Source organism: Rhodospirillales bacterium, assembly GCA_023898805.1.
In the GTDB taxonomy this organism is placed as follows: domain Bacteria; phylum Pseudomonadota; class Alphaproteobacteria; order Micavibrionales; family UBA1664; genus UBA6145.
Genome location: CP060260.1, coordinates 1,244,230 through 1,264,583, shown reverse-complemented (window position 1 = coordinate 1,264,583; position 20,354 = coordinate 1,244,230). Strand labels below are relative to the sequence as shown.

The 20,354-nt window shown below is 61.7% G+C and carries 15 protein-coding genes and 1 tRNA gene; 10 read left to right on the top strand and 6 right to left on the bottom strand.

Annotated features, from left to right (window positions below):
- Positions 1 to 13 precede the first annotated feature (13 nt).
- Positions 14 to 940 carry an L-histidine N(alpha)-methyltransferase gene (locus H6866_06210; GenBank protein USO07032.1) on the top strand — a complete coding sequence of 309 codons (927 nt, stop codon included), beginning with the start codon at positions 14 to 16 and terminating at the stop codon, positions 938 to 940.
- Here H6866_06210 and H6866_06205 read toward each other — a convergent pair.
- From H6866_06205 to H6866_06195, 3 genes are all read right to left on the bottom strand, one after another.
- Complete coding sequence (locus H6866_06205) at positions 937 to 1,992, bottom strand: MBL fold metallo-hydrolase (GenBank protein ID USO07031.1); 1,056 nt, start codon at positions 1,990 to 1,992, stop codon at positions 937 to 939. The genes H6866_06210 and H6866_06205 overlap by 4 nt on opposite strands.
- Before the next feature lie 80 nt (positions 1,993 to 2,072).
- Positions 2,073 to 2,149 (bottom strand) — tRNA-Arg (locus H6866_06200).
- 60 nt (positions 2,150 to 2,209) lie between these two features.
- On the bottom strand, positions 2,210 to 2,989 hold the full coding sequence (locus H6866_06195; protein USO07030.1) for a SapC family protein: 780 nt from the start codon (positions 2,987 to 2,989) through the stop codon (positions 2,210 to 2,212).
- A gap of 50 nt (positions 2,990 to 3,039) precedes the next feature.
- Between H6866_06195 and cysQ the strand changes: the two genes are divergently transcribed.
- Positions 3,040 to 3,837 carry a 3'(2'),5'-bisphosphate nucleotidase CysQ gene (cysQ, locus tag H6866_06190; GenBank protein ID USO07029.1) on the top strand — a complete coding sequence of 266 codons (798 nt, stop codon included), beginning with the start codon at positions 3,040 to 3,042 and terminating at the stop codon, positions 3,835 to 3,837.
- Here the strand turns inward: cysQ and H6866_06185 are convergent.
- On the bottom strand, positions 3,827 to 5,797 hold the full coding sequence (locus H6866_06185) for an acetoacetate--CoA ligase (protein USO07028.1): 1,971 nt from the start codon (positions 5,795 to 5,797) through the stop codon (positions 3,827 to 3,829). The genes cysQ and H6866_06185 overlap by 11 nt on opposite strands.
- Before the next feature lie 118 nt (positions 5,798 to 5,915).
- Here H6866_06185 and H6866_06180 point away from each other — a divergent pair, with 118 nt between their 5' ends.
- The 6 genes from H6866_06180 (at position 5,916) to H6866_06155 (ending at position 12,123) form a co-directional block, all read left to right on the top strand.
- Complete coding sequence (locus H6866_06180; protein ID USO07027.1) at positions 5,916 to 6,944, top strand: hypothetical protein; 1,029 nt, start codon at positions 5,916 to 5,918, stop codon at positions 6,942 to 6,944.
- A gap of 35 nt (positions 6,945 to 6,979) precedes the next feature.
- The gene (gene guaB, locus H6866_06175) at positions 6,980 to 8,473 is read left to right on the top strand and encodes an IMP dehydrogenase (GenBank protein ID USO07026.1); all 1,494 of its coding nucleotides are present in this window, start codon (positions 6,980 to 6,982) and stop codon (positions 8,471 to 8,473) included.
- 190 nt (positions 8,474 to 8,663) lie between these two features.
- Positions 8,664 to 9,257 (top strand): polyisoprenoid-binding protein, encoded by a 594-nt coding sequence (locus H6866_06170; GenBank protein ID USO07025.1) that lies wholly within the window; start codon positions 8,664 to 8,666, stop codon positions 9,255 to 9,257.
- Positions 9,258 to 9,300: 43 nt separating this feature from the next.
- On the top strand, positions 9,301 to 10,413 hold the full coding sequence (locus tag H6866_06165; protein USO07024.1) for a YceI family protein: 1,113 nt from the start codon (positions 9,301 to 9,303) through the stop codon (positions 10,411 to 10,413).
- 76 nt (positions 10,414 to 10,489) lie between these two features.
- On the top strand, positions 10,490 to 11,158 hold the full coding sequence (locus H6866_06160; protein USO07023.1) for a glutathione S-transferase family protein: 669 nt from the start codon (positions 10,490 to 10,492) through the stop codon (positions 11,156 to 11,158).
- 11 nt (positions 11,159 to 11,169) lie between these two features.
- Complete coding sequence (locus H6866_06155; GenBank protein ID USO07022.1) at positions 11,170 to 12,123, top strand: SDR family oxidoreductase; 954 nt, start codon at positions 11,170 to 11,172, stop codon at positions 12,121 to 12,123.
- A gap of 10 nt (positions 12,124 to 12,133) precedes the next feature.
- Here the strand turns inward: H6866_06155 and H6866_06150 are convergent, their stop codons facing one another.
- Entirely contained in the window at positions 12,134 to 14,149 is a 2,016-nt protein-coding gene (locus H6866_06150; GenBank protein USO07021.1) for a hypothetical protein, read from the bottom strand.
- Positions 14,150 to 14,202: 53 nt separating this feature from the next.
- Positions 14,203 to 15,624 carry an exodeoxyribonuclease VII large subunit gene (locus tag H6866_06145; GenBank protein USO07020.1) on the bottom strand — a complete coding sequence of 474 codons (1,422 nt, stop codon included), beginning with the start codon at positions 15,622 to 15,624 and terminating at the stop codon, positions 14,203 to 14,205.
- Positions 15,625 to 15,642: 18 nt separating this feature from the next.
- Between H6866_06145 and putA the strand changes: the two genes are divergently transcribed.
- On the top strand, positions 15,643 to 18,726 hold the full coding sequence (gene putA, locus H6866_06140; GenBank protein USO07019.1) for a bifunctional proline dehydrogenase/L-glutamate gamma-semialdehyde dehydrogenase PutA: 3,084 nt from the start codon (positions 15,643 to 15,645) through the stop codon (positions 18,724 to 18,726).
- Positions 18,727 to 19,060: 334 nt separating this feature from the next.
- Positions 19,061 to 20,353 carry a phosphoribosylamine--glycine ligase gene (purD, locus tag H6866_06135; protein ID USO07018.1) on the top strand — a complete coding sequence of 431 codons (1,293 nt, stop codon included), beginning with the start codon at positions 19,061 to 19,063 and terminating at the stop codon, positions 20,351 to 20,353.
- The last annotated feature ends 1 nt before the right edge of the window (position 20,354 follow it).

Below are 20,354 nucleotides of genomic sequence, written 5' to 3'. Positions count from 1 at the left end.
CGATGCCCCGGTTTTGCAATTCGAGCGGGATATCGCCGACCTGCTGTCCGGACGGCGGCAGGGACATATGGCGCAATGGGAGGGATGGGCCAGCCGCCACGTATCGCCGAAAGCCGATATACCGGACGCGCATTATCTTCTGCGTGCCGAGATCGGCACGATCAACCGCGCGGCGCATCAATCCGCGATCGAAACGGCGCTGCGCAGCATCGACACGGTGGTCGAGCTGGGGCCGGGAAGCCCGGAAAGCATCGCGGGCAAGACCCTGCCCTTCCTTGCCCATGCGCGCCGCTATATCGCGGTGGACCAAGCCGCGCATCAGGCCTATGGCGCGGCGGAGCAGGTCTTGCGCGCGACGCGGCTGGAGACCGAAGCCGTGATATCCGATTATTACAACCCGCCGATTCCCAAACAGGGGCGCGGGCGTACCGCCTTCGTCATGTGGGGCGGGGCGATCGGCAACATCGCCGGACGCGCGGGGAGCGACCCCCTGCCCGGTCTTTTGTCCGAACTTGGGGCGCTGGCCGCCAACTGCAATCCGGGCGATGTCGTGTTCGCGGGCATCGATACCGAGGACGACCTCGCAAAATTGAACGCCGCGTATAATTGCGCGCTGCTTTCGCGCAAATTCCTGAGCGTGCTTTTCGCCGCTAAAAAATTCGGCCTGACATCCGGCGATTTCCGCCCCGAAAGCTGGAGCCATAAATCGGTCTGGCACAAGGCCGCGCGGCAATGCGCGCATTATCTGATCGCAGGGGAAGACCAGGATTTCGCCATCGGGTCGGAGCGCCTGCGCATCCATGCCGGCTATTCTGTGATCACCAATAACAGTTACAAATTCACGCAAGATGCCATCCGCATGGCCGCGCGTACGGCCGGTTTTTCGCGCGTGGTCGTCACCGACGACCGACCGATGGCGCTTTTGATGGCGACGCGCTAGATACGATATTCCAACCCCATGCCGAACGGCGGCAAATGAAATCGTGCCGCCGCCTGTGCGTCCCCGGCCAGCGCCGCGCGTAAATCATCGGCGGGCGCATCGATGCCTTCGTCCGTCAGCTGAATGGTTCCGAAATGCATGCCCAGTGTCCGCGGCGCGCCTAGATCGCGCCACGCGGCCACCGCGTCCGCCGGGTTCATGTGGACATTGCCCATGAACCAGCGCGGTTCATACGCGCCCACGGGCAGCAGAGCCAGTGCAGGAACCCCGTGTTTTTCCCGGATCGCGCGAAAATGCGCACCGTCGCCATAGGCGGTATCGCCCGCGAAATAGACCATGCCCGCCGGGGTCGCGATCACGAACGCGCCCCACAGGGCACGGCGGCGGTCATACAGCCCGCGCGCAGACCAGTGCAGCGCCGGTTCCAGCGTCACGCGCACGCTGCCCGGTTGCGAATTCAGTTCGGCATCCTGTCCCCAGTCGAGCGCGCGGATACCGGGCAGGCCGATGATCCTGTCATTGCCCAGCGGGGTGACGATCAACGGTTCGTCGCGACGATAAAGACGCCCAAGCGCCGGACGGTCGAGATGGTCGTAATGGTTGTGCGACACCAGCACGAGGTCGATGCGCGGCAGATCGGCAAACGGGATTGCAAGCGGGCGCACGCGGCGCGGGCCCATAAAAGGCAACGGGCTTGCGCGGCTTGATAAAAACGGGTCGGTCAGGATGTTCACCCCCGCCGCCTGAATAAGGAAGGTCGCCTGACCGATATAGGTCACACGGATTGTGCCGGACGCGTCGACACGTTCGGGCGGCGGCGCGGATGGTTGCGGCGGATATCTATGGGGCCGGGCATCCGGCCACTTCGCGCGTCTGCCCGTCAGACGCCAGCGGATCAGGTCGGCGCGGCTTTTGTCGGTGGGGAATCCGGGATTGAAAAAGCGTTTGCCGTCAAAATGCGCTGTTTCCGGCCCACGGTAATAGACGCGGCCCAGACCGGCCGCGTAAAGCAGGGCAAAGGCAAGCGCCAGTAAAAAGAAAACGGTCCACATGCGGCGTTATATATATGGCGCGCCGGTTCGAACAAAGTTCGAACCTATCGTCATGTAGGGCGGCCCATTCCCGAAGGTAATGGCGCGCCCGAGAGGATTCGAACCTCTGACCTCGTCCTCCGGAGGGACGCGCTCTATCCAGCTGAGCTACGGGCGCCTTGTAGGTGGTGCGTGGGTGGCATTCAAACCATGCGCGGAGGTTTGTGTCAAAGCCTTGTTACGGCCGTTCGTTGATGCGGCGGGTCAGCGTGCCCCAATGCAGGCCGGAAAACAGGTGCGCGTACACCCCGGCCAGCCATCCCTTGTCGCGCCATTCGACCAAGGTCTTTTCAGACAGTTGGTTGAATTTTTCCTCGTCGACGATACGGAAGCCGGAAAAGCTGACGCGGCGGCCGTTGTTCAGGGTCATTTCGGCCGAGCGTTCGACCAGCAGGCCGGAATCCGCCAACACCCGCGCAAAGGCTTCGGTCTGTTTCGCCGCGACATGGAAGGAACGGCAGAATTCCATGGCGTTCTTGGCCGGCTGGGCTGGCTGGCCCTTGTCATCGAACAGGCGGTCCTGCGTGCCGCGCTGCATGGTTTGGGGCGTATCGTCGATACACAGGGAAAGCTGCCTGCCATCCGGGCTTTCAGAAAGGATAAACGGATAACGACGGACATAGGCCGGGATATACGCGTTTTCCGCCCATTGTCCGGCTTGGTCGACGAACAGGTTTTCCCCCTCGCGCACACCGACGATCGCGACCGGCGTCGCCGCGGCATCGCGCGAGAATGCGATGGGATAATGATGCGCCACCTGCGGAAATTCGACGAGGTTGATCGGCACCGCCGTGACCTTTGCGGCAAAATCGTAGGTCATGGCCTTCGGGATCACGACATCGGCATGCGCGCGCGCGTCGAGCAGCGTCGGGCGAACGTAAAAGAGCGGCAAAGGCTGCGCCGGGGCGGTCCCGGTTTCGGCTGAGGAAGATGTGGCGGGCGATTTCGGCGGCGTCATGTTCGTTTCCTGTACTTGTCTATAGCCAGAAAATAGGCCAAAACCGGCGAATGGACAACCCGAGCGGGGATACAAAACTGCACGAAGCCCTGATCCGCGCCGCACAGGCGGCGGGAGAGCGGATCATGGAGGATTTCGGCCAAAAGCCGGAGATCATCCACAAGCGCGACGGCAGCCCGGTCACGGCAAGCGACGATGCCGCCGAGGCGCTGATTCTGGGCGCGCTTGGCGCGCTCAGCCCCCTGCCCGTCGTGGCGGAGGAGGCGATGCACGCCCGACCCGCGCCGGAATTCCCTGAAGGCGCCTCGTTCTGGCTGGTCGACGCGCTGGACGGGACGCGGGAATTCATCAGCGGCGGCCAGAATTTCAGCGTCAACATCGCGTTGATCGAACGCGGCCAGCCGACATTCGGCGTCATCCACGCCCCGGCGCACGGCATCACGTGGCATGCCGCGCGCGGCGCGGGGGCACACCGCATCGAAAACGGACACACGCAGCGCGTGCGGATGCGCGAGGCCGATGCGCACAACCTTGCCATACTGGGCGGGGTGCAATCGAGCGCGGCCGTGGTGCTGGAGCCGATTATCGGCGCGCATAAAATCGGTAACCGCGCGCAGATGAGTTCGTCGATCAAATTCTGCCTTCTGGCGCAGGGACAGGCGGATCTTTATCCCCGTCTTGGCCGGACTTACGAATGGGACACGGCGGCGGGGGACATCATCCTGCGCGAGTCGGGCGGCGCGGTGATCGCGCTTACCGACCATCTGCCGCTGGCTTACGGCAAGCGCGCGGCGGGGTTCGCCAATCCGGGTTTCGTCGCAGGGACGCGCAAATCCCTCAGGCTTTAAGCGCAGGCAGGTCGCGGTAAAGATCCAGCGCCTCGGGGTTGGCCAGCGCCTCGACATTCTTCACCTTCCGCCCGTGCACGACGTCGCGCACCGCCAGTTCGGTGATCTTGCCCGATTTGGTGCGCGGAATATCGGCCACCGCGATGATCTTCGCCGGGACGTGGCGGGGGCTGGCCCCTTTTTTGATCGTCTCGCGGATGCGTTTTTCCAAGCCATCGTCCAGCGCCGCGCCCGCGCGCAGACGGACAAACAGGATAATGCGCTGGTCGCCTTCCCACATCTGGCCGATGGCGATCGATTCCAACACTTCGGGCACCTGTTCGACCTGACGGTAAATCTCGGCCGTGCCGATGCGCACGCCGCCGGGTTTCAACGTCGCGTCGGAGCGTCCATGGATGATCCAGCCGCCATGCACGGTGCGTTCGACCCAATCGCCATGGCACCAGATATTCGGAAAACGTTCGAAATATGCCGCGCGATATTTTTTGTCGTCCGCATCGTTCCAGAAACAGACGGGCATTGAAGGAAACGGCACGGTGCAGACCAGTTCCCCCTGCCCCGCGCCGGGCGGGATGGGTTTGCCGTCGTCGTCGAACGCGTCCATCGCGTATCCCAGTCCCGCGCCCTGGATCTCGCCGCGCCAGACGGGAGAGATGTTATTGCCGATGACGAAGCAGGACACGATGTCCGTGCCACCGGAGATGGAGGCAAGATGCAGGTCGGTTTTGATCGCATCGTAAATGTAATCGAAGCTTTCATGCACCAGAGGCGAACCCGTGGAGGTGAGCGTACGCAAGGTTGCCAGTTTATGCGTATCTTTTGGGCGCAAATCCGCCTTTTTGATCGCGTCGATATATTTGGCGGCGGTGCCGAACAGGGTCATGTTTTCGGCATCCGCGTAATCCCACAGGACGTTGCCGTCGGGATAAAAAGGCGAGCCGTCATAGGTGAGCAGCGTCGCGCCCGACGCCAGCGCGGAAACCTGCCAATTCCACATCATCCAGCCGCAGGTGGTGAAATAAAAGACGCGATCGTCCTTTTTGATATCGCACTGAAGCTGGTGTTCCTTCATGTGCTGGAGCAACGTGCCGCCCGCGCCGTGAACGATGCATTTGGGCGCGCCGGTGGTTCCCGACGAATACATGATCACCAAAGGATGGTTGAAGGCAAAGCGCGGAAATGGAATATCGCCCGGAATCATCGCATCGCAAACCGCGTCGAAATTGCGCGTCGCTGGCATGCCCGCCAGATCGGGTTCATCCCTAATTTGCGGGATGATCAGCGTGTGTTCCAGGCCCGCGATCAACGGCTGGATTTCGCGCAACTTGGGCAGGCAGTCGATGATTTTGCCGTTGTACCAGTAGCCGTCGACGGCGATCAGCACTTTGGGCGCGATCTGGCCGAAACGGTCGACGACGCCCTGCACCCCGAAATCGGGCGAGGCGGAGGACCAGATCGCGCCGATCGAGGACGCCGCCAGCAGGCCGATCACCGCCTCGGGCATGTGGCTGACGAAGCCCGCAACACGGTCGCCCGGCCCCACGCCCAGATCCAGCAACACCTGACGCAGTTGTGATACGCGATCGTACAGCGCGCGGTGCGAAAGACGGCGTTCGGCCTTGTCCTCGGCGCGGTAGACGATGGCGTCGGCATCGTCGCGGCGGCGGAGCAGGTTTTCAGCGTAGTTGATTTTACCATCCGGGAAAAAGCGCGAGCCGATCATCTCTGGCGTCGCATCCAGAACGCGCGGCCCTTTGTCGCCGATCACGCCCATGAAATCCCAGGCCAGCTCCCAGAAGGCGGCGGGCGCCCTGATAGACCAGTTCCAAAGCGCGGCGTAATCGGGCAGCGTGTGGCCCGCAGCCGTTTCGGCATGTTTTCTGAATGCCTCAAGCCGGGAGGCCGCAACAGTGGCGGGGGACGGGGACCAGAGCGGGGATGTGTCGGCGGCGTAAGTCATGGCGCGAACCAGTGTACCTTCTGCGCCGGGTGACGCAAAGGCGCGGCGTTTTTTAGCACATCGTCATCCCCGCCACTTTAATTGACATATTGTTTATTGTTCTGCTAGGAACATATTTATGCGCGGCGACAAAGACACCACAGCACAAGGGGTAACGCAGGGGACGGGGATGCTTATCGCCGCCAAGCCTTCGGAACCCGGTCCGGTTGCATACAGCCCACCTGTCCCACAGGTCGTGCCGCCATCATGTCCGGCCAGTCTTGAAGACGCGCCGGAAATCGAGGCGCTGGGGATTTTGCGGGGTTACGAGCGGGCAGTCCGCGACCATGCGTATGATTTCGCCAGCGGCGCCAAGCGCACCGAAGATTTGAACGTGCTGCACGGCATCGGTACACGGACACCCCTGTTTTTGAACGATGCCGCCCGTCTGGCCTTTCAGATTCAGGCCGGCGCAAAAAATTACGATGCCATCGAAGCCATGGAGGACGAACGTCTTCACCGGCTTCATGCGACGCTGCAAACCGATCTGGCCATCGCCACACGGCGTTGGGCGCGCCTGAACGCTTATGAACGGATCGATTTCGCAAGCCTAGTGATGCAAAGCCAAGCCCTGGCATTCGGCACCAGAATGCCAGATGAAATCGTCGCATTCAGCCTTTCGAAAGCCGAACACAAGGCGCGTTTCGCATATTTTCAATCCCCCGTTTTTCCGCAGGCCTGCACCCTGCGCGGACCGATCGACCCGCGCAGCGGCATCCGGACCCGAGGCGGCATCGCGGTCGCGTTCAATCTTCACGCCGATGCAGGAAATTACCTTGAAGACCCGGTTGAAGCCGTGGCCACAGGCGTGCATGAACAGGGACACGTACAGCATACCGATCTGTTCCGGGTGATATTGAAGCAGGGGCACCCGTATCTGGACTTCAAGCCCGGGCTGGAAATACAGCGCAGCAAATGGGAAACCGATTCGCCGCTGAGCGATATTTTTTACCGCGCCGCGCTGCATGAACGGCACGCGCACGCCATCGACCAGAAATTCCGAAGACTGATGCGCGGGCAGAAGGCGTGGCCGGAACGTTTTATTTTCGCGCGCGCCATGACGGACCTGAACCAGCCCGCAAGAATCCCCTTGCCAGCCACCCCGTAAGGGGCATAGATTGCCCACGCAAAGGAGAGATTTCCATGCCCTTTGCGTCCAAAACCCCACAACGTAAATCCATCCGCGAGGCGCTGACCTTCGACGATGTGCTTCTGGTGCCTGCGGCATCGGAAGTCCAACCGCATGCCGTCGACGTGTCGACGCGGCTGACGCGCTCGATCGCGCTGAACATTCCGCTTTTGTCGGCAGCGATGGATACGGTGACCGAAAGCATGATGGCCATCGCCATGGCGCAGGCAGGGGGTCTTGGCATCGTGCACCGCAACCTTACCGTTGGCGCGCAGGTCGAGGAGGTGCGCAAGGTCAAACGTTACGAATCCGGCATGGTGGTCAATCCCATCACCATCGGCCCGGACGCAACGCTGGCCGAGGCATTCGACCTGATGCGCAAATACGGCATTTCAGGTATTCCAGTGGTCGAACAGTCGCGCAAGCTGGTGGGCATTCTGACCAACCGCGACGTGCGCTTCGCCAGCAATCTGGACCAACCGGTGCGCGAATTGATGACCGCCGAAGGTCTTGTCACCGTGCGCAACCGCGTCGACAAGGAGGAGGCCAAGCGCCTTTTGCACCAGCACCGCATCGAAAAGCTGTTGGTCGTCGACGATCAAGACCGCTGCATCGGTCTGGTCACGGTCAAAGATATCGAAAAATCGACACAAAACCCCAATGCGTGCAAGGACACGCAGGGCCGCCTGCGCGTGGGCGCGGCAGTGGGCACCGGTGATAACGGTTACGAGCGCGCACAAGCGCTGGCCGACGCCGAGGTCGACGTCATCATCGTCGACACCGCGCACGGGCATTCACGGGCGGTTCTGGACACGGTCACGCGCATTCGGCGCATCCAGTCGAATTCGGTCGACGTAATCGCGGGCAACGTCGCCACCGCAGACGCGGCGAAGGCACTGATCGATGCCGGAGCAGACGCGGTCAAGGTCGGCATCGGGCCGGGATCGATATGCACCACGCGCGTGGTCGCGGGCGTCGGCGTGCCGCAACTGACCGCGATCATGGACGTAGCCGACGCATGTCAGGCCGCGGATATCCCGGTCATCGCGGATGGCGGCATCCGTTTTTCAGGCGATCTGGCCAAGGCGGTCGCCGCCGGCGCGGATGTCGTTATGCTGGGGTCGATGTTCGCCGGCACCGACGAAGCGCCGGGTGAAATGGTGCTGTACCAAGGACGCTCGTACAAGACGTACAGGGGGATGGGATCCGTCGGTGCGATGACCCAGGGTTCGGCGGACCGCTATTTTCAAGGGCAGGTCAAGGAAACCCAGAAACTCGTGCCGGAAGGTATCGAAGGCCGGGTGCCATACAAAGGTCCGATGGGTGCGGTCGTACACCAGTTAACCGGCGGGCTGCGGGCTGCGATGGGGTATACAGGTTCCAAAACCATCGCCGAGATGAAGGCCAATGCGCAGTTCGTACGCATGACCGGGGCCGGATATCGCGAATCCCACGTCCATGACGTACAGATCACGCGCGAGGCCCCGAATTACCGCCAGGAAAGCTGATCTTCCGTTTCGTGAAAGCTGCCTAATACAAGGTTTTTACGGCGGTCGGCGTGATGGCTGGCCGACCCATATGTTTTATATTTGTGACAAAATTCATGGAGCGGCGTGGTTTTATAAAGCCCCCCCTTGCGCAGAATGCGGCAGCGACTAGATTGGTAAATAGCCATAGCCACATGAGGGGATGCCATCCATGTTTAATCGTTTTCTTCTGACTGTCGCCGCATTGATGGGGGTGTGCGTCACGCCCGCTTTTGCCGGGGCCAAAACCTATGACTTCAACAAGCCACACACGCAGATTTTGTTCTTCGTCGATCACATGGGATTTTCACATTCCAGCGGACGATTTCTCGATTTCGACGGCTCGCTGACATACGACCCCGAAAAACCGGCGGAGTCCAGCACTCAAGTCACGATCAAGACCGACTCGCTGGAAATGAACGATGCCAAATGGAACGAGCACCTGAAAAGCCCGGATTTCTTCAACGTCGCGCAATATCCGACCATGAATTTTGCCAGCACCAAGGTCGAGCCGGTGGACGCGACCCATGCCAAAATAACCGGCGATCTGACGATGCTGGGCCAGACCCATCCGGTGACACTCGACGTCACCTTGAACAAATGCGGAGAGCAGGCGATGACCAAGCAGGAAACCTGCGGGTTCGACGCGACGGGTAGCCTGAAACGCACAGAATGGGGCATGGACAAATTCGTGCCTATGGTCGGCGACGACGTGAAGCTGATGATCACCGTCGAAGCACCGGTGCAGTCGGGCGCAAATCAGTAAACACAAAAATGCCAAGCGAGCGGGCGAGCGGGGGTTTTCTTTCATGCAGATGCGCAACACGGCGGATAAATACGGGGCGGTCGCACGCATCCTGCACTGGCTGATCGCGGCATTGGTGGTCGCGATGCTGCTGATGGGTGTGGTGATGGAGGATCTGAGCGGTCCCACCAAATTCGAGGTGATGAGCCTTCACAAGGCAACCGGCATCACGATTCTGGCGCTGATGCTGGTGCGGCTTGGCTGGCGGCTGATCAATCACGGCATGCCGATGCAGAACCCTGCGCACGCCAAGTGGGAACGGATGTTGTCCACTGCCGTACACTGGGCGCTATACGTGCTTTTGATTGCGATGCCGTTGAGCGGATGGATTCTGGTGGACGCCGCGAATTCAACCATCAACTGGTATGGGTTTTTCCCGCTTCCGCACATCGTGGGGCCGGACAAGGAATTGCGCCACCTGATGGCGGAAACGCACGAAACGATCGCAACCCTGATCTGGATCACGCTGGGGCTGCATGTCGCAGGCGCACTCAAGCACCATTTCATCGACAAGGACGCAACGATGCGCCGGATGCTGCCGGCGTTCATACTGGGCCTTATGTTACTGGGCGGGACAGCACATGCCGCCGACACGCCCTACACATGGGCCATCGATCACGGCAAAAGCCATCTGACCTTCGAGGCGACGCAGGAAGGCAGCGCATTCACCGGCACGTTCACGGCGTTCGACGGGACCATCGTTTTCGACCCCACGCACCCGGAAAGCGGACGGGCGCAGATCGCCATCGACCTTAACAGCGCGGATTCCGAAAACGACGAGCGCGATTCGACCCTCAAGGGCCGCGACTGGTTCGACACCACGACGGCGCCGACAGCGAGCTACAAAATCGAAAAGTTCATCAAAGGCGACAAGGACGGCGATTACACGGCGGTGGGCCAACTGGTCCTGCGCGGCGTTGAAAAACCCGTAAGTCTTCCTTTTCACCTGACGATGCAGGAAAAAGACGGCGGCATTTATGGCCGTTTCGTCGGTGAAACGCAGATCAACCGGCTGAATTTCGGGGTGGGCGACGGGCAATGGGCCGATCCCAAAATGGTGGGCGATACCGTCACCGTACGCATCGATCTGTCCGCCACCACGCAAAAGCCCAAATAAACCATTCCGCGCCAACGCGTTACCCCGCAATTTCCACACTGTTAATAGTGCGTCCGGTCGGGTATGATCGGGGTCCATGCGCACGCTTTACCACCTCTGGCTGCACCCGTTTTCGCGTAAGGTCCGCGTGGCCCTGGCGGAAAAAGGGCTCGATTTCAGCCTGAAGCTTGAAAAAATATGGGAGCGGCGCACCGAATTCCTGGCTATCAACCCGGCGGGCGACGTACCCGTGATGGTGGAGGAGGACGGCACCGTCCTAAGCAATTCCAACGTCATTTGCGAATACCTCGAAGAAGTCTACGACCATACCGACCTGCTTGGCCCGGACGCGTTGCAACGGGCGGAAACGCGGCGGCTGATCGGATGGTTCGACGTCAAGTTCAACCGCGAGGTCACGGAAAACCTTGTCGGCGAAAAAATCATGAAGCGGTTTTTAAAACTGGGGGAGCCGCACGGCCCTTCGATCCGCGCCGGGCACGCCAACATCCACTACCATCTCGATTATATTTCGTACCTGATGGAAAAGCGCCGCTGGCTTGCGGGGGACCGGTTCTCGCTTGCCGATATCTGCGCGGGCGCGCATCTTTCGGCCATTGATTATATCGGCGACGTGCCGTGGGACGAACATCCGGGCGCAAAGGCATGGTATATGCGCCTGAAGCAGCGGCCGTCCTTCCGTCCACTGCTTGAGGACATGGTGCCCGGCTTCGCGCCCGCGCCGCACTACACCCGCACCGATCATTAAGGCACGACCCCGTGACCAACCAAACCGCCCCCGCCCGCAAAAAACTTTTCTGCTTCGGCTATGGTTATGTCGCGCAAGCGCTGGCCGGCGCGCTTATGGCCGCGGAACCCGGTGCATGGACCATCGCGGGCACGACGCGCGACCTTGAAAAGCTGCGCGCGCTCAAGGCCCGGGGCATACAAACCTATCTGTTCGACGACGATCACCCGCTGGACGACCCGTTCACCGCGCTGGAAGGGACGACGCATATTCTTTTATCCGTGCCGCCCAACGATGCGGGCGATCCGGTCTTTCAATTCCATGCCGACGACATCGCCGCGCTTGACGGTCTTGCATGGACAGGGCTTTTATCCAGCACGGCGGTATACGGCGATCGCGACGGCGGCTGGGTCGACGAGGAATCGGAAATACGCCCCACCAACAAGCGCGGCAGCCGCCGCGCGCTTGCGGAATCGCAATGGTTGAGCCTGTACGCATCAGACCGGCTTCCCGTTCATGTCTTTCGGCTTGCCGGCATTTATGGCCCCGGGCGCAGCGCGATCGACGCCGTGCACGCGGGCATGACGCGGCGGATCGACAAACCGGGACACGCCTTCAACCGCGTGCATGTCGACGATGTGGTCGGCACGCTGATCGCATCGATGGCGCGCCCGCATCCGGGGCACGCCTATAACGTGTCCGACGACCTGCCCGCGCCAAGCCACGAGCTGATCGCGCTGGCCTGCGAGATCATGAGGCTGCCCGTGCCGCCGCTGATCCCGTTCAGCGAGGTGGATCAGGCCCCGATGGCGCGGAGTTTTTATCTGGACAACAAGCGGGTCAAAAACGGGCTGATCAAGTCGGAACTTGGCGTCACCCTGAAATACCCGGATTACCGCAGCGGGCTGAAAGCCTGTTACGAGGCCGAACGGCAAAACCGCATGCCGATGGATTTTTTCCGCCGCAACGAAGGCGGACAGGTCTAAGGCCGGGACGTCAGAGCGGCGTAAGGCCGCGTTTGCGCAAATACGGCTCAAGCTGTAATTCGGCGGATCCTGTCATCGCCTTAAGCAGTTTTTCCGGCGCCACGGATGCGCCGGCGCGCAGGACCACGTCGCGGAAGATGCCGGTCAGCTTGCGGTCATAAGCGCCATCCTGTTCAAACCGCGCGAATACCGCCGCGCTCATGATGTCCGCCCACACATAGCTGTAATATCCGGCAGGATAGGACGAGGCGATGATATGATTGAAAGACGGCAACACACAGACGCGCGGCATGTCAAAAGCCGCATAAGGGGTCTGCACGGTTCTTTCCCATGCATGCCAATCCATCGGTGCGGATGCACCGGGTGGCATTGTATAAAGTGCAAGATCGATCGCGTTGAAACCCATCTGCCGCAATACAATCGGTGCCTGATAATGACGCTCGCGCGCATTCAGCCGTGCAATCACATCATTCGAAAGCGGTGCACCCGTTTGATGATGGCGCAGATACAGCGCGGCGACTTCCGGCAAAAGATGGTAATTTTCGGAGAGCATCGAGGGCAGTTCAATGAAATCCCATACAGTCTTGAAGGCGGAGAGCGATACATAGGGCGCGCGCGATACAATCGTGTGCATCGCATGCCCTGTTTCATGGAAAAGAACCTGAACCTGGGCAAGATCAAGCAGGATCGGCGCATTGTCTTCCGGCTTTGAATAATTGCAGGCCAGAACCATGACCGGCAGGCGTTCACGCCCGTCGGCATCCACGTGATAAGATTGAAAATCCATCGCCCAGCCGTTGTCGCGTTTTTCACCGGGTCTGGCGAAAATATCCATGATCAAGTAGCCGACGGGGTGGCCGTCCCGCCCGCGCATTTCATAGGCGCGCGCATCCGGCGTGAACACCGGCAGATCGGGACGTTCGACCATGTCGTAGTCGTAGAAATTCTTGATATGGGCGCGCAATGCCCCCAGTACGTTATCAAGGACGGTGTGTTGCTTGATTTCCTGAAAATCCAGGGCGAATTCCCGTTCGATCAGCTTGCGCCGGTAATAGGGCAGATCCCATGGCTCAAGTTTCGCAATACCGTCTTCCATGGCGATCGCGGCGTAGGCTTTCATCTCCTGCCGCATCGCGTCGCGCGCGGCCACACCGACCTGGCTTACAATCCCGGCGACCTGCTCGGACGATTTCGCCATACGCAAACCCGCCAGCCTGAAGGCGAAATAATGCGGAAAGTCCAAAAGGCCGGCCTGCGCCGCGCGCAATTCGACGATTTCCTTCAAAAGCGGGAAATTTCCACCTTCCCCATCATGCGCGGCACGGTTCATATAGGCCGTGTACATGGCCTGACGCAGGTCGCGGTTTTGTGAAAACGTCATCACCGCTTCATAGGTCTGCATGTTCAGCAAAAAGACATGCGCGCCCGGCTTTTCGCGTTTCAAACCCTCGGCCAGCGCGGCACGCACGGCACTTTCCGGCAGGCCCGATATGTCGCAATCCGTTTCGACAACCACGGCCCCGGTTATCGCCGATCTGACGATGTTTTGGGTAAATCGCGGCTTGAGTTCGGAAAGGCGCGCTTCATTCGCGGCGTATTGCGCGCGCGATGCGTCATCAAGACCGACGCCGTTCATGAAAAACAAATGTCGGAAGCGTTCGACTAGCGCGATTTGCGCATCGCCTTGCATATCCGTAACCTGCGTCAGCCGGTCATAGACGTCGCGATTTTGAAAAACCGCGACTTCAAAGGCGTTAATGGTTTTCTGGATTTCGCGGCCCGCTTCAACGAAGCCGGGCTTGCCGATATTGTTAAGGAAGATGTAAGCCCATGACTCGAACGTCGCCAGCGGCCGTAAAACATATTCCAGCGCAAGCGCGGTATTTTCAAAATCCGGCGCGCACGGATCAGATGCCAGCGCCATGATGCGTTGCCGCGCATCCACAAGCATATCTGCGCAATCACGGCGTAATGCTTCAGGATCTAAGGCGGAGAAATCGGGATAGCCGTGCGGAAGATTGGTCATAAGGATGGACCGTAAACGGTCGTCCACAATATGTCAAAATTACCTGCCGTTTCCTATTCATCCATTCTGGCCTTGCGTTCGCCGTCGGCGAAGGTCAGCGATACGGGCTGGCCCGCGCGCAGGCCAGCCGCCGTGGGTATGACATGTCCCGAAGCATCGCGGACCAGTGCGAAACCACGGGCGAGGACGTTTTTAAAGCTTAGGGATTCCAGCATCCGCGCGGCCGCGGAGAGGCGCAGGTGCGCCGTTTCCAACGTGGCCTGGGGCGCGCGGACGCGGGCCGTTGCCAATGCGCGGTCGGCACCGGCCAGCATGCGGTCCAGCGCGCGCGAAAGTGCGGCTGTACCACGCTCCAGCCGTGCCGCGGCGGACAGGACGACATCCTGCGGCGTACGCAGTCGGGCGGATGTACGTGTAATCGTACGTTCAGCGGAAGAAAGAATTTTATCGGCGCCATGGGAAAGCGAGAGCACGGCACGGTCGAGCCGCTGGGCGGGCGTTTCCAGGATGCGGGCCGGATTGCCCAGCGCGCGCAAGGCGCGGTCAAGGCGCAGATGATCGTGACGCAGGCGGCCCGCGATGATGGCGTTCAGCCGGTTGGCGTCGTCGGCCAGCGTATAAAGCAGGTCGTCGCGCACCGGCACCGCCATTTCAGCCGCGCCCGTGGGGGTGGGGGCGCGCCGGTCGGCGGCGAAGTCGATCAGCGTCACGTCCGTTTCATGGCCAACCGCCGAAATCAGCGGCACGCGGCTGGCAGCGGCGGCGCGGACCACCGATTCCTCGTTAAAGGGCATCAGATCCTCGAATGATCCGCCGCCGCGCGCGACGATGATCAAATCGGGTGCCAAACCGGGCGGTGCAGACGGGGCTGCCAGTGCGTTCAGGCCCGCGATGCCACGCGCAACTTCAGCGGCCGCGCCCGCGCCCTGCACCGCCGCCGGCCACAGGACGACATGGACCGGAAACCGGTCGGCGATGCGGTGCAGGATGTCGCGGATTACCGCGCCGGTGGGCGACGTCACAACGCCGATGACGCGGGGCAGGAAGGGCAGCGGTTTTTTGCGCGCGGGGTCGAACAGGCCTTCTGCGGCGAGCCGGGCCTTGCGATCCTCCAGCATCTTCAGAATCGCGCCCTGCCCCGCAAGTTCGAGCGATTCGATCACCAACTGATAATTCGAGCGGCCGGGATAGGTGGTCAGGCGTCCGGTGGCCACGACTTCCATCCCCTCCTGCGGTTTTATGGACAATCTGGCGACTGTCGTCTTCCACGCCACGGCATCAAGCACCGCGCTTTCATCCTTCAAGGCGGTATATAAATGCCCGGATTTGGCCAGCGTGACCTTTGAAATCTCCCCGCGCACCCGGACATAGCCAAAGGCGGATTCAATGGTGCGCTTGATACCCGCGGCCAGTTCGGACACCGATAATTCGGGAATGTTGGTAACTGGCGCGGGGTGATTGAACAGGTCCGACATCCCACTAGAATAGGCGCGATGTCCGAGACCTTTGCAAGCTGGAAATTCCGCCCCGAAACCGAATGCGTCGCCGCGCTTCTCGCGGCCCTGCCCACGCAGGACGCCGCCGCGCGCACGCGCATCACACAGCAGGCAAGGGTGCTGATCGAAGGTGCGCGGGCGCATAAGGGAATGAGCCGCCTGCACGCGATGGTGGAAGGATTCTCGCTGACCACGCGCGAGGGCATCGCGATGATGGCGCTGGCCGAGGCGTTGTTGCGCATTCCCGACGCCGCCACGGTCGAAATGATGCTGGAAGACAAGATTTCAGACGCGGATTTCGAGCGCCTGTTCGGACAGGCGGACGACTGGGTCGGCAAGATTTCCGGGCTGGGCCTGCGCACCGCGCAAAACCTGATGGGCGGCATGGCACGGCGGATGGGCATGCCGATGATCCGCAAAGCCGCGGTAGAGGGCGTGCGCCTTCTGGGCGGCGCGTTCGTGATGGGTGAAAGCATCGAGGCCGCGCTGGCCGCCGCCAACGACCAGCCGCGCGGCATCGCGTGGTCCTTCGACATGCTGGGCGAAGGGGCGCGTTCGGATCAGGACGCGGAAAAATATTTCAACGCCTATGCGCACGCGATTTCCGCGATCGGGCGCAGCGTGGTCGACTCCGCGACAGGATCCAGAACGCCGTCTTTGCGCCGGCATGGAATATCGGTCAAGCTTTCGGCGCTGCACCCCCGCTATCACGCGGGGCAGGCCGGGCGGTGCGTTCCCGAACTGGCGGAACGGCTGACCGAGCTGTGCCGGCTGGCCGCCGACGGCGGTCTGGCGCTGACCGTGGACGCCGAGGAAAGCGAGCGCCTGACCCTTTCATTGCAGATCATCGATAGGGCGTTGCAGGCCCCGTTCCTTAAACACTGGGACGGGTTCGGGCTGGCGGTGCAGGCCTATGGCAAGCGCGCCCTGCCGCTGACGCGCGAGTTGATCACCTGGGCTGCGGGCAGCCAGCGGCGGCTTAACATCCGTCTGGTCAAGGGCGCGTACTGGGATTCCGAAATCAAGCGCGCGCAGGTCGCGGGGCTGCCGGATTACCCCGTGTTCACGCGCAAGGCGCATAGCGACGTTTCGTATCTGGCTTGCGCGCAGATGCTGATGGACAACCGAAAATTCGTCGCGCCGTTGTTCGGCACGCATAACGCGACCAATATCGCGCAGATCCTTGAAATGGCGGGCAGCGACAAACAGGGTTTCGCGTTCCAGCGCCTGTACGGCATGGGCGAAGGTCTGCATGCGCAGCTTTTGGCCATGGACCTGCCGGTTTCGGTTTACGCGCCGGTCGGACCGCATACGCAATTGCTGGCCTATCTGGTGCGGCGGCTTTTGGAGAACGGGGCCAACAGCTCGTTCGTCAACCGCATATCCGATAAAAGCGTGCCGACGGACCAGTTGATCGACGACCCGGTCGCGGCGGCGCGCGCCAGCAAGGGCGCGCCGCATCCGAAAATTCCCTTGCCTGCGCAACTTTACGCGCCCGACCGGCGCAACAGCGCGGGGTTCGACCTGGGTGAGCCCGCGGCACTGGGACAGCTTGAAGCCGCAGCGCGGCAGGCGGCTTCGGGCGCGCGTTTCGAGGCGTGCAGCATGATCGACGGCACACGGCGCGCCGGCGCGACCGCGTTGGAAACACACCCGCCCGCCGAGGTTTCGGCACAGCTGGGTACGCTGTGGCCCGCTGACGAAAAAATCGTCGAGGCCGCGTTTGAAAGCGTGGCTGGCGGCGCCGCGCTGTGGCGGGCGACGCATCCGGACACGCGCGCCAAGGCGCTGGAGGCTTATGCCGACATGCTGGAAAAACACCGCGATGAATTCGTGGGTCTGTGCGCGCGCGAGGCGGGCAAGACGCTGGCCGACGGCATCGCGGAAGTGCGCGAAGCCGTCGATTTCGCGCGGTATTACGCGATGCAGGCGCGTAAACTGTTCGGTACGGCCACGGTTTTGCCCGGTCCCACGGGCGAGCAGAATTCCCTGCGACTGGAGGCGCGCGGGATTTTTGCCTGTATCAGTCCGTGGAATTTCCCGCTGGCGATTTTCACCGGGCAGATCGCGGCGGCTCTGGCCGCGGGCAACGGCGTCGTCGCCAAGCCCGCCGAGCAGACACCGGTCATCGCGCAACGCGCCGTACAATTGATGCTTGAGGCCGGAATCCCCAACAACGTCATCGCGCTGGTGCAGGGCGACGGACGCGTGGGTGAAATGGTGGTGGCCAACCGGCGCGTCGCGGGCGTGGCGTTTACGGGTTCGCTGCAGGCCGCCAAGGCGATCCACAAATCGCTGGCCGACCGGCCGGGGCCGATCGTACCGCTGATCGCCGAAACGGGCGGTTTGAATGCCATGATTGTCGATTCCACCGCCCTGCCCGAACAGGTTTGCGACGACGTCATCCTGTCGGCGTTCACATCCGCCGGACAACGCTGTTCGGCACTGCGGCTGCTGCTGGTGCAGGAGGACGTCGCGGATACGATGATGGAAATGATCGCGGGCGCGATGGGGGAACTGACAATCGGGGACCCGGCATCGGCAGCAAGCGACCTTGGTCCGCTGATCGACGCCGAGGCGCTGGCTGTTGTCCAGCGCCATAAATCGCGTCTGCGCGGCGGCGCGCGCGCGGTGGCCGAGGCGTCACTGGACGCCGGGCTTGAAAAACGCGGGCATTTCTGCGCGCCGATGGTCGCGGAGTTGCGGTCGGTGGACGATCTGGACCGTGAGATTTTCGGGCCGATCCTGCACGTCCTGCGTTACAAGGCGGGCGAACGCAACGATCTGATCGAGGCAATCAACCGCAAGGGGTATGGACTTACTTTCGGCGTGCACAGCCGGATCTGGAGCGTACAACGCGAAGCGGCGGCCAAGATCAGGGCCGGAAACGTCTATGTCAATCGCAGCATGATCGGCGCGGTGGTCGGCGTGCAGCCGTTCGGAGGCATGAATTTGTCAGGCACCGGGCCAAAGGCGGGCGGGCCGCATTACCTTGCGGCCTTCGCCACCGAAAAAGTCATCAGCATCGACACCACCGCATCCGGCGGAAACACCACGCTTTTGACGCAGGACGCCGGTTGAGGCGCCGCCCGTCGTTAAGGGTTTTTTAGGAATTTGCGCGTAGGTTGAGGCTATTCCAGACCCAAAGACGACAGCCGAGAGGAGTCCGCCATGACCCTACGCCGCACATTCAATTTTCAGTCCGCCAACGACCATTTCACGGCTTATATAAGGCGGCCTGAGGCATCTGTACTGGATCAACTGCACACCCGCGCGCGCAGCGTCGCCGGTGGAATTTAGAAGTCCCCATCAATTTTACAAAAAAAAGGCGGCCCCGGCCGCCTTTTTTGTTTCCGGTTTTATTTCCAGCCCATGGCGGTTTGGCGTTTTAAGGCCGGGCTGGTATAACCGGCGCATGGACATTCTCGTGATCGGATCGGGCGGGCGCGAACATGCGCTGTGCCTGCGGCTTAAGCAATCTCCTTCCTGCGGCGCGTTGCACTGTACCCCCGGCAACCCCGGCATCGCGGAAATAGCGACCTGCCACGACGCGGGGGCCGAGGACATTCCCGCCATTCTTGCGCTGGCGCGGCAAATCAAGCCCGATCTGGTGGTCGTGGGGCCGGAGATGCCCCTGGTCGCGGGGCTTGCGGACGTGTTGCGCGCGGACGGTTTCGCGGTATTCGGCCCGTCGGCCGCGGCGGCGCAGCTTGAAGGATCGAAGGCGTTTTTAAAGGATTTCTTCGCGCGGCACGATATTCCAAGCGCGCAGTACCGGACCTTTACCGATGCCGACGCGGCGTGCGATTACATCGCGCGCATGGGCGCGCCGATCGTGGTCAAGACATCGGGCCTTGCCGCGGGCAAGGGCGTAACCGTGGCCAGCAGCATCGCCGAGGCGCAGGCGGCCGCGCGCGACATGCTTTCAGGCGCGGCGTTCGGCGACGCGGGGCGCGAGATTGTGATCGAAGAATTCCTTGAGGGCGAAGAAATATCGTATTTCGCGCTGTGCGCGGGGCTTGATTTCCTGTCGCTCGGATCGGCGCAGGACCATAAACGCGCAGGCGACGGCGACACCGGCCCCAATACCGGCGGCATGGGCGCGTACAGCCCGGCGCGGCTGATGACCCCGGCGCTGGAGCGGGAGATCATCGATCGCTGCATCCGGCCGACGCTGGCCGGCATGGCGGCGGAGGGCCACCCATTTCAGGGGGTTTTGTTCGCCGGATTGATGATCACCAAGGACGGGCCGAAATTGCTGGAATACAACGTGCGGTTCGGCGACCCGGAATGCCAGACGTTGATGCTGCGGCTGAAGGGCGATTTCGCGCGTATGCTGATGGACGCGGCGAAAGGCAGGCTTGAACCCGGCGATTTTTCAATGACGTCTGACGTTTCCGCCTGCGTGGTGATGGCGGCGAAGGGCTATCCCGGCGCATATAAAAAGGGCAGCGTCATCAGCGGATTCGCACAGGCGGCGCAAACCGGCGCGATCGTCTTCCACGCCGGAACGGCGCTTGCGAACGGCGCGATCGTCGCCAATGGCGGACGGGTTTTGAACGTGTGCGGCGTGGGCCGGGATGTCGCATCCGCCCGCGCCATCGCCTATGCCGGGGTGGACGCCATCGTATGGAATGACGGGTTCTGCCGCCGCGACATTGCATGGCGCGCGCTAGACGGCGCAGATATTGGCGGGGAGGCCGCATAGG

Excerpts from the sequence above, each read along its gene's own strand:
- H6866_06195 (USO07030.1), bottom strand. The coding sequence starts at position 2,989 with ATGACGCCGCCGAAATCGCCCGCCACATCTTCCTCAGCCGAAACCGGG.
- cysQ (USO07029.1), top strand. The coding sequence starts at position 3,040 with ATGGACAACCCGAGCGGGGATACAAAACTGCACGAAGCCCTGATCCGC.
- H6866_06185 (USO07028.1), bottom strand. The coding sequence starts at position 5,797 with ATGACTTACGCCGCCGACACATCCCCGCTCTGGTCCCCGTCCCCCGCC.
- H6866_06205 (USO07031.1), bottom strand. The coding sequence starts at position 1,992 with ATGTGGACCGTTTTCTTTTTACTGGCGCTTGCCTTTGCCCTGCTTTAC.
- H6866_06150 (USO07021.1), bottom strand. The coding sequence starts at position 14,149 with ATGACCAATCTTCCGCACGGCTATCCCGATTTCTCCGCCTTAGATCCT.
- H6866_06160 (USO07023.1), top strand. The coding sequence starts at position 10,490 with ATGCGCACGCTTTACCACCTCTGGCTGCACCCGTTTTCGCGTAAGGTC.
- H6866_06180 (USO07027.1), top strand. The coding sequence starts at position 5,916 with ATGCGCGGCGACAAAGACACCACAGCACAAGGGGTAACGCAGGGGACG.
- H6866_06165 (USO07024.1), top strand. The coding sequence starts at position 9,301 with ATGCAGATGCGCAACACGGCGGATAAATACGGGGCGGTCGCACGCATC.
- purD (USO07018.1), top strand. The coding sequence starts at position 19,061 with ATGGACATTCTCGTGATCGGATCGGGCGGGCGCGAACATGCGCTGTGC.
- H6866_06145 (USO07020.1), bottom strand. The coding sequence starts at position 15,624 with ATGTCGGACCTGTTCAATCACCCCGCGCCAGTTACCAACATTCCCGAA.
- H6866_06170 (USO07025.1), top strand. The coding sequence starts at position 8,664 with ATGTTTAATCGTTTTCTTCTGACTGTCGCCGCATTGATGGGGGTGTGC.
- guaB (USO07026.1), top strand. The coding sequence starts at position 6,980 with ATGCCCTTTGCGTCCAAAACCCCACAACGTAAATCCATCCGCGAGGCG.
- putA (USO07019.1), top strand. The coding sequence starts at position 15,643 with ATGTCCGAGACCTTTGCAAGCTGGAAATTCCGCCCCGAAACCGAATGC.